Raw genomic sequence first — 15420 nt, 5'->3', positions numbered from 1 at the left:
TAATATTCCTCCATTTCCGCCTAAAATTATATTATTTTAGACTTTCATATATATTTTGAAGTTCATCTATATAAATATCCTTCGAGAACTTTTCTTTAATAAGATTTAAAGATTGCTCTCCCATCTCTAATAAACTATTATCATCAAGGACCGCATCTTTCAATCCTTTCAAAATGCTTTCTATATCATAGTCAACCAGGTATCCATTTTTCTCAGTAACTAGTTTATTTGTATTTCCAATACTTGTAGCTAATATTGCGTTTTTCATAAACATGGCCTCTAAAATACTTTGTGAAGGATAATTATCGGGGTAGATCAGAGAAACAAATAGTTTACTTCTTTTTAAATACCCGTAAATATCTTTGGTATGTTCGACAATTACTCTTTCACTTGCGATATGCTTTTTCAACTCTAACTTCACTTCATCCTCTAATGGGCCTTTACCTAGAATTGCAACTTTCCAAATACCGTTTTCATTCAAAAATTTATTTACCGCCTGGGCGAATAAGACAGGATTTTTTCGATCCACAAATCGCGATGCAAATACAATTAAATTTTCTTTTTCAAACTTATCAAATTCATTAGCACCTACCTTAGGTAGAAAAAATGGGATTGAGGAACAGTGGACATTTCTAGATAAACTCTTATAACCAAGAGTCTCTAAACTTTTAATTGTTTTTTCTTCAACTCCTTGACTCACTGCTATTATCTTATCAAAATTAGGAACCATGTATTTATATTTTTTTCTCTGTGTAATCTCAAAGGCTACATCAGGACTAGTAATTTCAGCAATTACTTTTATATCGACAAATTTTTTCAACAAAGTATATTTTAGTGCACCCAATGAACAATGAATAATTTTTATGTTGTAATTTTTTATTATTCTAAATAGACTATAAAAGTTTGTTGTAATTCTCTTCACTCTATTATTAGAATTAGTTTTATTTAATGTTATCAAGCATCCTTTATTCAACAAAAATTTAACTTTTGTGCTGATTTCTGTATCATTTATTGCTAGTTCAAGAAGTTCTTTGTTAATAATTAGCAGAATATCTTCTCGGACTACACTAAGTTCACTTGCTATTCTGATAAACCTTTTTTCAGCACCAGATAATGAATTATTCATGGTGAAAATTGCAACTTTTTCTTTACTCATCCCAGCCACCTTACTAGTAAAATTATTTTTACTATCTAATATTCTCACATAATAATTTGCTAATTACTTAATACATAGCAATTTTGTCTAAATCAATCTATATTAACGATTCATTTTAATTTAAATTTATTTAAGTAAGTACTTTCTCCACCTATAGGAAATTTTATCCAAAGATAGTTTTTCATTAATTTTTATGCTTTCTTTTGATATCTTTTCCCAAAGTTGCTTATCCTCAATTAGCAGCTCAATAGATTTCACTAATTCTTTCTCGTTTGAAGTAGGAATTAACAGGCCATTGATTTGATGGGTTATAAGCTCTTTTGGTCCACCAATTGGGCAATCTGTACTAATACTTGGTATTCCTAAAGACATTGCTTCTATCAAGGCATTAGGCATACCTTCAAAATCGGAGGATAATACAAAGATGTTTGCGTCCTTAATTTCGTTTTGTAAATCACTGACTGTCCCATGAAGAGTTACGCTTTCTTGTAAGTTTAGTTGGGATATTAAACAATTTAAATTATCCCACTCAGGACCTTCTCCATATATATCCAATCTGTATGAAAAATTTTCATTGATTTTTTTAAATGCTTTTATTAGGATATCCTGCCTTTTTTGTGGTACTAATCGTCCAACATTAATTATTCTATTTTTTCTATGCTCATAAGCCTTACCATTTTTTGTAAATACAGGATTTGGAATTACAGTAGACTTTTTTTTAACTTTATCAGGAAAATAATCCCTTGCTTGCTCTGTTTGAAGCACTATTCCGTCAGTTAGCGGATATACTAATCTTCTCAGTATCCTCCTTATAAGCTGAGAGGGCTCTCGATAAGGATCATTTCTCTCCGAAATGACTATTTTTGATTGCAACCCTATTGTTGATAAGATCACAAAAATATTAATATGTGTTAAAAATGATAATATGGATTTTGGTTTTTCCTTCTTAATTAATTTTCTAAAACTCATCATTTTAGAAAGTGGATGATCGCCTTTAATTCCGTTAACTATTCTAACCCTTTCATCTATTTGATATGCAGTTCCCTTATCATGAACTGCTACTAATATAACTTCATCACCATTTTCAACAAATTTATTAGCAAGATTGCAAATTACTCTTTCTGCCCCCCCAAAACTAACGGCTCCGATAACAAAAACAAACTTTTCTCTAATTGTATCCACAAATAGCACCTCCAAAATCATACTATAATATTAAAAATCAATAATATACGGAACCCCGACGCTATCAATTTCAATTGCCCAAAAACTATAAATTCTATATATCAAATACGAAAACAATCCTATTTTTATTGGCAATTTTATAAGTTCTTTGGTTCTATTTATTCGAAACGTTCTTATTAAATCAGGTATTAAAACATATAGTATAGGTAAAAAGAATAGCACCATTCTATATACAATAGAAAAATTAGCTTGTAGTACATATAAAGACAGACCAATAGGCAATATAACTACTAAAATTTTGTTATATGGATTTATCTCTACTAGATCATTAAATTTAATTAGAGACAAAACAAAAGATATAATTATAACTATATATGTCCCTAGAGCAACTGCACCTTCCTTATACTCTATGTATAATTCATAACTTGTTCCACTTATAAATACTTCAATTATGTTAATAGACAATAAAAAAATACCAGATAAGATTATTATAAAAAATATTAATTTACTAGGCCTGAATTTAGCTCTATTCTCAATAATCTTAACAATCGCTATTACTGGAAATAAAACAATTGCCGCAGTATGAATTGTTGTTGCAATTATTGCTACCAATAATGCATAGTTATACTTCTTTTTAAAAAGTAACGAGTATACATATGTACCAATGAAAATTGCTAAAATGACTCTTAAAGTATTAAAACTACTAAGCCACATCGTGAGTAGTAGAAAAATAGAAATGGGTACATATTTACTCCAACTAATATATTTAATAAAATTTATAAGAAAAATGAACATAATAGAATAAATAATAAAAAGTGCTACTCTATAATCTTCACTAATTGCTCGAGATAACCAAATAATTAGAGCATATCCAGGCTCGTAAGGCTGAATACTGAGTGATTCTATAACATTGCCATTTGCATTGTTAAATATTAACTTGTAATTATGTGCATCATTACCTCCTAAGCCAAATTCAATCACTCTAAATACTGAAAAGGAAGTAAATATCAAATAGGATATTATTATACTTATCATACCTACAAGTGAGTATTTTTTTAAGACAATACCCTGAATATTATTGTTAGTAATTACATTCCGTCTAGCTAGTGTTAAAAATAATGTTAAGCTAATTAGTACGATAAAATATGGAATTAAATCCACTCTTATATATCTCCCTTTTATTTAAATTTTGCTCCCTATAAATAACCTTTTTCATTCCGTTATTTCCCTAGATGCATAGTTTTTTTAATTTCATGTAGAAATCTTCTCTTTTTTTAATAAGCTTAATATCAATATATTCTAAAGCTTTTTCTACATTTTCGTTACTCATCTTTTCCAACTCTTTAGGGTTATTAATCAATTCTATAATTTTGTTCGAAAAACTATTTACATCTAGAGGATCAAATAAATATTCATCCTTTAATAACTCAGGAATTCCATTTACTGGGGTAGACAAGCAAGGCAAACCAACAGCCATTGCCTCTATTACTGCTCTCGGCAACCCCTCAGCTTTTGTTGGAAATACAAATATATCTCCATTTAAAAGCTCTTCTCTAACTTCTTGAGGTGATGACAACAACCCAGTAAAATTTACATATTCATCAATGTCCAATTGTCTTGATAGTTGTTGATAATAAGCCTTTTTACTGCCATCTCCAATAAATGTTACTTCAATATTAAAATTTTGGTCTCTTAATTTCTTTACTATATTTAAAATGGTAGCATGTCCTTTATTGTCCGTATTAATACTGTTTGCAGTATGGACTATTTTAAATGGACTATTTCCAATATCATAGGCTCTAGGTTGGCTGAAAAAATCCTCTTTGAGATCAATAGTTGAATAATAAGACTCAAAAAAGTTATCTTCTTTATAGTTACTAATTCTTGCGGTCGAAGGATACCTTTCCTGTAAGTAATTACTTGTAACATATGAGACTCCATTTGCTTGCAATGTTGCTTCTTTTAGTTTTTTAGTATAATAATATTGAGCTATTTTGTTAGAAGCATACGCATCAAATGGGTCTGCAACTACTTCTAACGCATAAGGTTTACCTTTAAGTTTGAAATATTTCAGCACCATAAAAGCAGAAACCGAGGGCAATCTAATTAATGCGCATTCTGCATTTTTGACTGCCTTTTTGACCGCCCTAATAAAGGTAAAATAATGTTTAATATATTGTTTCATTCCCCTCATGTATGGTAATTCAACAACATTTATATTCTGTCCATCAACTCTAAGATACCCAAGTACTTCTTTAGAATCAGCAGGCTTAGTTCTAGAAACTATAACAATCTCCTCAAATACCGATAAGTAACGCGACCAAAAATTATAGCCATAAATAGTTTTACACCAGTATTTCCCATCCGATGTCCTTAAAAACAAAGAATCAGCTGCAACCAAAAGTTTCATGTTTATTTCCCCCAGACAACCCTATTAACATAATCGGTATAGGACAAAATTATTCTTAAGACCTTTTCTGATACGTTAGGCATACTATAATCACTAACAAGTCTTAATGTATTTTTCTTTTGAGTCTCTAATAATTCAAGTCCTTGTAAAATTCTATTTCTTTTTAAGCCAACCATAATTACCGACGCCTCTTCCATTGCCTCTGGTCTCTCATGTGTTTGTCTAATATTAAGTGCTTTAAAGCCTAAAATGGATGATTCCTCACTAATAGTTCCGCTATCACTAAGTACTGATTTTGCATTAACTTGAAGCCGTATATAATCATTAAAGCCTAGAGGTTTCATTATTTGAACTAACGGATTAAACTCAATTCCTTGTGTATTTATCATATTTCTAGTTCTAGGATGAGTACTTACGACCACTGGAAGATTATACTTTTCTGCTATTCCATCTAAGCTATCTACTAAATCACTGAAATTTTCCTTCGAATTAATATTTTCTTCCCTGTGAGCTGATACTACAAAATATTTTTCTTCCTCTAGGTTCAACCTTTCTAATATATCAGAATTCGCTATGTCATCCTCTTTCGCCTTGAGAACTTCAAACATAGGGCTTCCAGTCTTAATAATTCTATCTGCAGGTAGGCCTTCTCTAAGTAAATACTCTCTTGCAATATCACTATAAGTTAAATTAATATCTGCTGTATGATCAACAATTTTTCTATTGGTCTCTTCAGGAACTCTTTGGTCAAAGCATCGGTTTCCTGCTTCCATATGGAATATAGGAATCTGCTTTCTTTTCGCAGCAATAGCACATAAACAACTATTAGTATCTCCTAATACTAAGAAGGAATCTGGTTTTACTTCCTCCAAAATAGGGTCAATTTTAATTAATATATTCCCTATTGTTTCAACTGCAGTTCCAGTAGCTGAATTAAGAAAATAATCTGGTTTTTTAAGATTAAAATCTTTAAAGAAAACTTCATTCAGTTCATAATCATAATTCTGTCCTGTATGTACAAGAATGTGATCAATAGCATTTGATTCTTCTAATTTATTAATAACAGCTGACAATCTTATAATTTCCGGTCTTGTACCAACGACTGTCATAACTTTTAACTTCTTCATCATTATACCTCCACGAAATAAGTATCAGGATTATCTGGATCAAAGCATTCATTTGCCCACATTACTGTTACGAGATCACTTTCCCCTATATTTACAATAGAGTGTGTATATCCAGTAGGAATGTCAACAACCTGTAACTTTTCACCTCTTACTCTATATTCGATAATTTCATCTGAATCTATCTTTCTAAATCGAATAAGACCTTCACCACTAACAACTAGAAATTTTTCATTTTTAGTATGATGCCAGTGATTTCCTTTAGTAATTCCTGGTTTCGATACATTTACAGAAACCTGACCTCGTTCAGGAGTTCTCATAAATTCTGTAAAAGAACCTCTTTGATCAACATTCATTTTAAGATCATATGAAAATTGATTCTCTGGCAAGAAACTTAAATAAGTACTATATAACTTCTTAGTCAAAGCATCGTCCATATTAGGAATACTTAAATTTGTTCTGCTTTCTTTAAACCCCTTAATAAGGTCTGCTAATCCTGCAAGTTTGATAGTATGTGTTATAGGAACAACACAGAAACCATTCTTTATTGTCGGATTTCCTTCTAAGGCACTTACAAATTCCTCTATCACATCATCTATGTAACAAAGATTAAGTTCAGCATCTGGATTATTTACTTGTATATCTAAGTTCCTAGCAATGTTATGACAATAAGTAGCCACTACAGTATTATAATTAGGCTTGCTCCACTTGCCAAATAAGTTCGGTAGTTGATATACGTAGACTTTGCTATCTGTTTCTTTCTGATAATCAAATAATAAATCCTCTCCAGCCTTCTTACTTTTTCCATATGGATTAGCTTTTTTCGCTTGAATAGAAGAAGTAACAAGAACGGGAGCTTTATTGTTATGTTTCTTTAACAGCTCTAGTAAGTGTGCAGTTAAACCAAAATTACCTTTCATAAATTCAGCTTCGTCTTTTGGTCTATTTACCCCAGCCAAGTGAAAGACAAAATCACATTCTTTTGTGTATGTTTCAAGTGATGCAGGATCACTTTCTCTAGTGTATTCTAATATTTCATTGTATCCTTTATTATTTAATTCTGCTAAAAGGTTTTTTCCTACAAAGCCATTTGCTCCCGTTACAAGAATTTTCATAAGTCAATTCCACCTTTAGATTATTTTAATAGCCCATTTCCTTCCACTTTTTAAGCTCGTGATGCACATAATCTAACTGTAATAATTTCTCTTTAATTTGTTCAACATTAAGGATATCTGTATTATCCGAGTTATATTCTTCAACAGTAGAAAGCTTCTGATCGCCCTCCGCAAAATACTTATCATAGTTAAGGTCTCTTTGATCAGCAGGAACTTTATAGAAACCTGGTAAATCTTCAGCTTTTACATACTCTTCTTTCGTAAGAAGTGTTTCGTAACGTTTTTCTCCGTGGCGGGTTCCAATGATTTTTATTTCATTCTCTGCATTAAACAGTTCCTTTACAGCTTGTGCTAGGTCACCAATTGTACTAGCCGGGGATTTCTGGACCATAATATCTCCTGCTTCAGCATTCTCAAATGCAAATACAACTAACTCTACTGCTTCCTCTAAGCTCATTAGAAATCTTGTCATATTAGGATCGGTAACTGTTAAAGACTGTCCATTTTTTATTTGTTCGATAAATAACGGAATAACTGAGCCTCGAGACGCCATGACATTGCCATATCGAGTACCACAAATAAGTGTTCTTTCTGGATCAACTGTTTTTGATTTAGCGACAAATACCTTTTCCATCATAGCTTTTGAGATTCCCATTGCATTAATTGGATATGCAGCTTTATCTGTAGAAAGGCAAATCACTTTTTTAACTCCATACTCAATAGCAGCGGTTAATACATTGTCTGTGCCGTTCACATTCGTTTTAACTGCCTCAAGAGGGAAAAATTCACATGATGGAACTTGTTTTAATGCAGCAGCATGAAATATGTAGTCAACTCCGTGCATTGCATTTTTAACACTCGCTAAGTCTCTTACATCACCTAAGTAAAATTTAAGTTTATCATTTTTATATCTTTTCCTCATATCATCCTGTTTCTTTTCATCACGAGAAAAGATTCGAATTTCTTTTATATCTGTATCTAGAAATCTATTCATTACAGCATTACCAAAAGATCCAGTACCGCCAGTAATTAATAGTGTTTTATCTTTAAACATGTATTTACCTCTTTTCCCTCTAGTTAAAATGGTTCATGATTATTTCATAGGAATGTTTAGCAGTGTAATTTTCTTCTAAATAATTTCTAGCGTTTTTACCCATATGTTCTCTCAATTCTTTATCACATAACTTTTTCACTTTCTTATTAAATTCTTTAACATTATTACTTTCACACCATAGGCCAAATTCACCTTGTTCAATAACTTGTCCAATATCCGTGTTAACATCAGTTGCTGCTAACACTGGCATGGAAGCCTGCATGTAAGACAGAAGCCTTGAAGGAAAATTAGGTATTGTAAAGCGTTCATCCAAGAAAATTAATCCCACATCACTTGAATTCGCCAACACTTCATAATCCTCTTTTGGTAATAGTGAAAATAGCTGAGCATTAGATGGTTGTGATGTCTCAAAGTAATTTCTTAGTTTATTGAACTCTGTTCCTGAACCTGCGATAACAAAGTAGACCTCTTTGTTATTTTTATTAGCTTTTAAACACTCAATTAAAAAGTCAATACCTTGTGGTTTACCAAGATTTCCACCATAAATAAACACTGTACAATCTAATGGTATGTTATATTTCTTCTTTATCTCTTTTATCTTTTGTTTATCTTTCTCTATTGTTAATGGTTCTATACTATTAGGGCATACTTCTATAATATCAGAAGGTAATTCTGGGTTTTGATTTAATAAAAAGTCTACATTCGCTTGGGACATACACCCAATATAATCCGAGATTTCATACAATTTTTTTTCCTTAGATTTGAAATAATTATATAAGAGTCCTCTGATTCCAGTCTTTTTAACTATGCGAAGGTCTACTGCATTCTGTGGAAAGATGTCTTTTAACAATAAATAAGTTGTAGCATTGTCTCTCTTTTTCACATATTCGATAGCTTTCTGCAATGTTATTGGAGGTGTTGTATAAATAACTAAGTCAAATTTCACATCCGAAAAATAATCTTTTATTCCTTTTTGGAATTTAGATTCCAACGTAAGAGTTGAGATACCCTTTTCTACCAAATTAGTTTTTTGAGTATTACCTATCTGTAATTTAAGTATTTTATAATTTTCACTTTCAATTAACCTTGTGGGTTGTTGTTTTCTCTTTTCAGTTGGAGAAATCATGTACACTTCATGGTTTCCCTTTACAAACTCTCTCATTAAATCTGTGTATATACCAGTTTCTTCAAGTGTTGAAAAATCTAAAAGTGTTAAAAATAAAATATTCATATACTAAATTCTCCTAACTGGAACACCAACATATAAACCAGATTCAGTTATATCCCTAACAACAACAGAACCAGCACCCACCTGGCAACCACTAGTGATGTTTAAATTATTACTTACAACACTACCTATACCTAACCACGATCCCTGTCCAACATTTACGGTTCCTGCTAAATGAGCTCCTGGTGAAATATGAACAAAATCTTCAATGTTATTATCATGATCTAGTGTAGAACCTGTATTAACGATGCAGCCTTTTCCTACTTTTGTACAACAGTTAATAACTGCCCCTGCCATGACGACTGTCCCAGTTTCTAAATCTACTTGCGATCCAATAACGGTATTAGGATGAATTAATACGGGAATACTAGCGCCAGCTTTTTCCAACATTTCATGAATTTTTTGTCTAGTAACATTATTACCTATACCTACAAATACTTCATAATCATCTATATGCTTAAATACGTAATCTGAAGTTCCAATAACTTCTAATCCCATCGATGACCTAATATTTTTATCATCATCTAGGAAAGCAATAGTCTTCCACTTATTCATTTTCAATGCAATATCAGCTACCACTTTTCCGTGGCCACTAGCACCAATTATTAAAAGTTTGTTTTTCATGATTCTATTCGGTCCTTTTTGTTTCCCTTAAAAGGTTCTATCGTGGCTGCAGTTTCAGAATTAATACCTTCTCTAACAAAGACTTTCTTTATAGTCATTAGGATTATTTTCCAGTCACCTGTAAAACTTACATTATCAACATATTCAACATCCAAATTAAATTTATCTTCCCAGCTAATTGCATTTCTGCCACTAATTTGTGCCAATCCAGATAGACCTGGTCTTGCTTCGTGACGTCGTTTTTGATGTATATTGTAAAGAGGAAGATATTGTACTAATAATGGTCTGGGTCCAACAATAGACATATCTCCTTTAAGAATGTTAAATAGTTCCGGAAGTTCATCGAGCGATGTTGATCGTAATAATCTTCCAAACTTTGTCAGTCTAACACTATCGGGAAGTAGTCCCCCATCCTTATCTCTCTCATCCGTCATCGTTCTAAACTTATACATCATAAAAATGTTCTCATTTAGTCCTGGTCTTTTTTGTTTAAATAATACAGGACTGCCTAGCTTCGTTCTTACTAGGATAGCCACAAGTAAAAGAATTGGGCTAAGGATTAGGATAGCAATTAAAGATAGTATAAAATCCATAGGTCTTTTTAAAAACCTTCTATAGACTCCACCTAATGTATTTTCCATTACTTTAACCACAACCCTTTAATAATCTTACATACTCTCTCCAAATCCCTTTCCGTCATCTTCGTATCAGACGGCAAACAAACCCCATTCTCAAACAACTTCTCCGATACACCTTCACCAACAAAATCATATTTCTCAAAAAAAGGCTGCATATGCATTGGTTTCCACACGGGCCTCGACTCGATATTTTCAGCTTCCAATGCTTCAAATATATCAATCGGTCTTACTTTACCAGTCAACGTCATCGAACTTAACCAATAATTCGGTTCATCCCACTCATTAGTAGGCATAAACTCAACATCCTCAAGGTTACCAAGTTCTTTATTATAAAAATCAAATATATACCTCTTCTTGGCGACTCTCTGATCTAGTACCTTAAGCTGCCCTCTACCAATCCCAGCAACGACATTACTCATTCGATAATTAAATCCTAATTCACTATGTTGATAATGTCTTGCTTGATCTCTTGATTGGGTAGCCCAAAATCTTGCCTTTGCAATTGGCTCTTCATTATTAGATACAAGCATCCCACCACCTGAAGTAGTAATAATCTTATTTCCATTAAAAGAGAAGATGCCATAGTCACCGAAAGTCCCCGTATGCTTACCTTTATAGTAAGTACCTAAAGATTCTGCAGCATCTTCTATAACCGCTACATTATGTTTCCTGCAAATCTCCATAATTTTATCCATATCTGCAGATAAACCGTATAAATGTACAATGATAACTGCTTTGACTTCTGGATATTTTTCAAATGCTTCTTCCAATGCTTTCGGACTCATATTCCACGTTTCATAGTCACTATCTATAAAAACAGGAATAGCATTTTGGTAGATGATTGGATTTGCTGTAGCTGAGAAAGTAAGTGATGTACAGAAAACAATATCCCCTTCTCCTACTTCAACAGCTTTTAGTGCCAAATGAATAGCAGCAGTACCTGAGGAAAGTGCTGCAGCTGCCTTAGAACCTACCTTTACGGCTAGCTCTCTTTCAAAACCATTTACGTTTTCACCAAGGGGGGCAATCCAGTTTGTATCAAAAGCTTCTTTCACAAATTGTTGTTCATAGCCTTCATCACTCATATGTGGTGAGGAGAGGAATATTCTTTCATTCACTTTTGTTGACTCCATTTAAAGACTTCCTTCCCTGTTTTAAGTTAACATTTTAGTAGATTAGTTCTTAATTCCAATTTTGAATTCTACTTCCAACCAACAACTAATCCACTAAATTTCATCCTATCACATATACCATTCCAAAAAATCTAAATTTACAGCCAAATGCCTCCTTCAATAAAGGTAAGGAGGCACCGCCTATAAACCGTTATATATAATACCCATAGTTTTTTAACTATTAACGCTTGATTTATCTACCTTTTGGACAAGGAATTTCATTAACTCTTCCCGAATCTCCTCATTCTCCAGCGCCAACTCCACCGTCGTCTTCACAAACCCCAACTTCTCCCCAACATCATATCTTTTTCCTTCAAAGTCATAAGCATACACCTTCTGAATCTCATTCAACATCTGAATCGCATCCGTCAGCTGAATCTCTCCACCTGCACCAACTTGTTGCTTATCAAGAAAATCAAAAATCTCAGGAGTAAACACATAACGACCCATAATAGCCAAATTAGAAGGTGCAGTTCCTTGCTTCGGTTTTTCCACAAAGTTATTCACTTGATAACGTCTTCCTTCAATTGTACTTGGATCCACAATACCATAACGATGTGTTTCACTATCAGGTACTTGTTGAACACCAACAACGGAACTTTGTGTTTCCTCATATTGTTGAATTAATTGTTTTAAACAAGGTGTTTCCGCCCTTACAATATCATCACCCAACAATACCGCAAACGGCTCATCACCAATAAATTTACGCGCACACCATACGGCATGACCTAATCCTTTAGGTTCTTTTTGTCTTATGTAGTGTATTTCGACATTGGATGCTTGATTTACTTTTTCCAGTAAGTCAAATTTTTCCTTCTTTATAAGGTTGTCTTCTAATTCAAAGTTATGATCAAAGTGATCTTCAATCGCACGTTTCCCTTTACCAGTTACAATAATAATATCTTCTATCCCAGACTCAATCGCTTCCTCAACAATATACTCAATTGTCGGTCGATCCACAATTGGCAACATTTCTTTCGGCATTGCTTTTGTAGCTGGCAAGAATCGAGTACCCAGACCTGCCGCCGGAATGATTGCTTTTTTTATCGTTTTCAATATAAATACCCCCATAAATAATAAAGATTAAAGTACTAAATTATAAATAAGCTAAGTTATGCTTTCGCCATCAATCTCCGCTCCGCATAAACAATCCCCATCAACTCATCTTTTAATTTTACAGCGTCATAGCAGTCGAATTTATCAATAAGGTCAAGCAAAAGTTGCGAATCAACCTCAACCGTCCGCCCAACATAAATCTTCTCATAAACAGCATCAGGGTGAACTTCACCTTCCCCTAGCAGCTCCTCATACATCTTCTCACCAGGCCGGATCCCAGCGAATTCAATCGGAATCTCATCCTCCGTATAGCCAGAAAGCTTAATCAGATTACGCGCAAGTTCAACAATCTTCACAGGCTCACCCATATCCAGGACGAAGATCTCTCCACCCTTCGCAAGTGTCCCTGCCTGAATCACCAATCTGGATGCTTCTGGAATCGTCATAAAGTAACGGGTCATATCCGGATGCGTAACCGTAACCGGTCCGCCTCTTTCAATCTGCTTTTTAAAGAGTGGAATAACACTACCACGGCTACCAAGCACATTCCCGAATCGGACAGCGACAAATTTCGTTTTGCTGCGACTTGCCAAGTCCTGAACAACCATTTCCGCAACACGTTTTGTTGCACCCATGACATTCGTTGGGTTTACTGCTTTATCGGTCGATACCATCACAAATTTATTGACACCAAACGCATCAGCTGCTTCTGCGACATTTTTCGTACCGATGATATTGTTTTTCACCGCTTCATGCGGATTATATTCCATCAATGGTACATGCTTATGTGCCGCTGCATGGTAAATGATTTCCGGTTGATGTTGATCCACAACATCAAAGATCCGCTCGCGATCCTGCACATCTCCAATAATTGGAATAATCTCTGTTTCCGTATCACCATAGACACGTTTGAGTTCCATATCAATATTATAAATGCTGTATTCCCCGTGTCCCACAAGTACTATTTTCTTCGGTGTGAAGCGCATCAACTGGCGGCAGATTTCTGAACCGATTGATCCACCTGCACCAGTTACCATCACAGTATTCCCAGTGACATACTCGGATATGATGTCAATATCCAGTTTGACCGGCTCACGACCGAGCAGATCTTCTACTTCCACATTTTTCAGATGACTGACAGATACTTTTCCTGTCATGAGATCCTCGATTTTTGGAATCATTTGTACTTTGGCATTTGTTTTATTACATTGTTCAACAATTTTCTCCAGTTGCCCATTACGAAGGGACGGAATAGCAATAACTATATGCTCCACGTCAAGCTTTGCAGCTACTTCTTCGATATCCGATGTTGTACCAGCTACAGGTAGATTATACACTTGCATTTTTTGTTTGTTAATGTCATCATCCACAAAGCCAACCGGACGTAAATCTGTGTTACTATTTTCATTTCGGAGTTGACGAGCGATCATTGCACCTGCAGAACCGGCACCGACGATTAATGTTCGTTTTTGTGTACGATCCTTATTGATATATCGATCTCGGAATATGCGCCACATGAATCGTGAACCACCAATTAAAATGATATGCAACATCCACGTGATGAGCAATGCTCTTCTGTAGACCGCGCCGCTCGTGAGCAACTGTACCACACCGGCTGCGATGATCGAGAAGGTGATCGCCTTTACGATCGTAACGAGCTCGCCTACACTCGCATATGCCCAAACTTTATTATACAGCTTATAGATAAACGCAAAGATATGATGAAAGATTAATAATGCAATTGCGCTGATAAAAAGTTCATTTGTAAGCAAGATGTTGGGATAGGATGGATAGATTACCCAGAAAGCAATAAATATCGCCGTACTGACAATAATCGAATCCAGTGTGATCAGCGATGCAAGTCTCTTACGATAGGACATGTATCAAAAGCCCCTTTCCATGTTGTTCTTGTTCTTAAAAGTGAGCATGTTCCAGTATTCTATCAGAACCGCTACTATTCGACATAACTCTCTCAAGATATTCTACCACATTTTTCCTACCTTTGATGTTAAGTTTTCGATAAATATTACTAATATGTACTTTCACCGTTCCTTCGGTAATTTCCAGATGTACCGCAATTTCCCTATTTTTTAAGTTTTGCCTGAGGTAATAGGCAACTTCCGCTTCCTTTACCGATAATTCCGCACCAATTGCAGTAAGCCGCTTCTGGAAGAAGTCGTAGTTATCATGCTTCAACTCATCCAGTCGTTCGATGAATTTTCCGATTAGTGTTTGCGGCATGGCAAAATGAGCATTCTGTACAGATTGGATATTATCCATCACGTCATCTGCAAGAATTTCCGAATGCTTTTCTATTATACTATCTCCACCTGCCTCTATGATATGGAAACAATATACAGGCTCTGAAGTATTTACCAGTGTGATGATTTTTACTTCCGGCATCATCTCTTTCAAGTGGAGAATCGTTTGTGCCGTTTCATTTATAGACATAGAGTCTGTGTCCAACGCAACAACTTGTGGGTTCAAATCCTTGGTTATTTCAATAGTATTTTCCGTTAAATAAATACGCCCCATTATTTCTATGCCTGATTCGCCCTCCATCCGCTGTGTTAGCATACTGGAGAAAGGAACCTTACTTATATACGCAAGTTTAATCATGCTTCTTTCCCGCCAATCCATCTCCATTAAAGAGGGTCTAAA

General features: G+C 34.2%; 14 protein-coding genes. All 14 read right to left on the bottom strand.

The genetic code is table 11. The features are described from left to right. Positions 1-31 precede the first annotated feature (31 nt). On the bottom strand, positions 32-1156 hold the full coding sequence (locus ACFOUV_RS15175; protein WP_379497627.1) for a glycosyltransferase: 1125 nt from the start codon (positions 1154-1156) through the stop codon (positions 32-34). A gap of 126 nt (positions 1157-1282) precedes the next feature. Further along, positions 1283-2338, bottom strand: coding sequence for a glycosyltransferase family 4 protein (locus ACFOUV_RS15170; protein WP_379497626.1), 1056 nt, complete (start codon positions 2336-2338; stop codon positions 1283-1285). A gap of 30 nt (positions 2339-2368) precedes the next feature. After that, positions 2369-3499: an EpsG family protein gene (locus ACFOUV_RS15165; protein ID WP_379497625.1), complete on the bottom strand. Its 1131-nt coding sequence runs from the start codon at positions 3497-3499 to the stop codon at positions 2369-2371. Positions 3500-3566: 67 nt separating this feature from the next. After that, on the bottom strand, positions 3567-4748 hold the full coding sequence (locus tag ACFOUV_RS15160; RefSeq protein ID WP_379497624.1) for a glycosyltransferase family 4 protein: 1182 nt from the start codon (positions 4746-4748) through the stop codon (positions 3567-3569). A 2-nt stretch (positions 4749-4750) separates the two neighbouring features. Then, on the bottom strand, positions 4751-5875 hold the full coding sequence (gene wecB / locus ACFOUV_RS15155) for a non-hydrolyzing UDP-N-acetylglucosamine 2-epimerase (protein ID WP_379497623.1): 1125 nt from the start codon (positions 5873-5875) through the stop codon (positions 4751-4753). A 2-nt stretch (positions 5876-5877) separates the two neighbouring features. Beyond that, positions 5878-6987 carry a capsular polysaccharide biosynthesis protein CapF gene (locus ACFOUV_RS15150; protein ID WP_379497622.1) on the bottom strand — a complete coding sequence of 370 codons (1110 nt, stop codon included), beginning with the start codon at positions 6985-6987 and terminating at the stop codon, positions 5878-5880. A 25-nt stretch (positions 6988-7012) separates the two neighbouring features. Continuing rightward, a complete protein-coding gene (locus ACFOUV_RS15145; RefSeq protein ID WP_379497621.1) occupies positions 7013-8041 on the bottom strand; it encodes a polysaccharide biosynthesis protein in 1029 nt (342 codons plus the stop codon). Between the two features lie 19 nt (positions 8042-8060). Beyond that, on the bottom strand, positions 8061-9272 hold the full coding sequence (locus ACFOUV_RS15140; protein WP_379497620.1) for a glycosyltransferase family 4 protein: 1212 nt from the start codon (positions 9270-9272) through the stop codon (positions 8061-8063). 3 nt (positions 9273-9275) lie between these two features. Continuing rightward, positions 9276-9893 carry an acetyltransferase gene (locus ACFOUV_RS15135; RefSeq protein ID WP_379497619.1) on the bottom strand — a complete coding sequence of 206 codons (618 nt, stop codon included), beginning with the start codon at positions 9891-9893 and terminating at the stop codon, positions 9276-9278. Next, on the bottom strand, positions 9890-10534 hold the full coding sequence (locus ACFOUV_RS15130) for a sugar transferase (protein ID WP_379497618.1): 645 nt from the start codon (positions 10532-10534) through the stop codon (positions 9890-9892). The genes ACFOUV_RS15135 and ACFOUV_RS15130 overlap by 4 nt, the downstream gene beginning before the upstream one ends. Next, the gene (locus tag ACFOUV_RS15125) at positions 10534-11649 is read right to left on the bottom strand and encodes a DegT/DnrJ/EryC1/StrS family aminotransferase (protein ID WP_379497807.1); all 1116 of its coding nucleotides are present in this window, start codon (positions 11647-11649) and stop codon (positions 10534-10536) included. Before ACFOUV_RS15125 ends, ACFOUV_RS15130 begins: the two co-directional genes overlap by 1 nt. Before the next feature lie 228 nt (positions 11650-11877). Beyond that, positions 11878-12759 carry a UTP--glucose-1-phosphate uridylyltransferase GalU gene (galU, locus tag ACFOUV_RS15120; RefSeq protein WP_379497617.1) on the bottom strand — a complete coding sequence of 294 codons (882 nt, stop codon included), beginning with the start codon at positions 12757-12759 and terminating at the stop codon, positions 11878-11880. Positions 12760-12815: 56 nt separating this feature from the next. Continuing rightward, the gene (locus ACFOUV_RS15115) at positions 12816-14639 is read right to left on the bottom strand and encodes a polysaccharide biosynthesis protein (RefSeq protein ID WP_379497616.1); all 1824 of its coding nucleotides are present in this window, start codon (positions 14637-14639) and stop codon (positions 12816-12818) included. 34 nt (positions 14640-14673) lie between these two features. Then, entirely contained in the window at positions 14674-15378 is a 705-nt protein-coding gene (locus ACFOUV_RS15110) for a helix-turn-helix transcriptional regulator (RefSeq protein ID WP_379497615.1), read from the bottom strand. Between the last annotated feature and the right edge of the window lie 42 nt (positions 15379-15420).

The sequence above is a fragment of the Oceanobacillus longus genome, from assembly GCF_042650085.1.
Taxonomy (GTDB): Bacteria; Bacillota; Bacilli; order Bacillales; family Amphibacillaceae; genus Oceanobacillus; species Oceanobacillus longus.
Note: the sequence above shows the minus strand (reverse complement) of the source record. Positions and strands in the feature narration are given on the sequence as shown.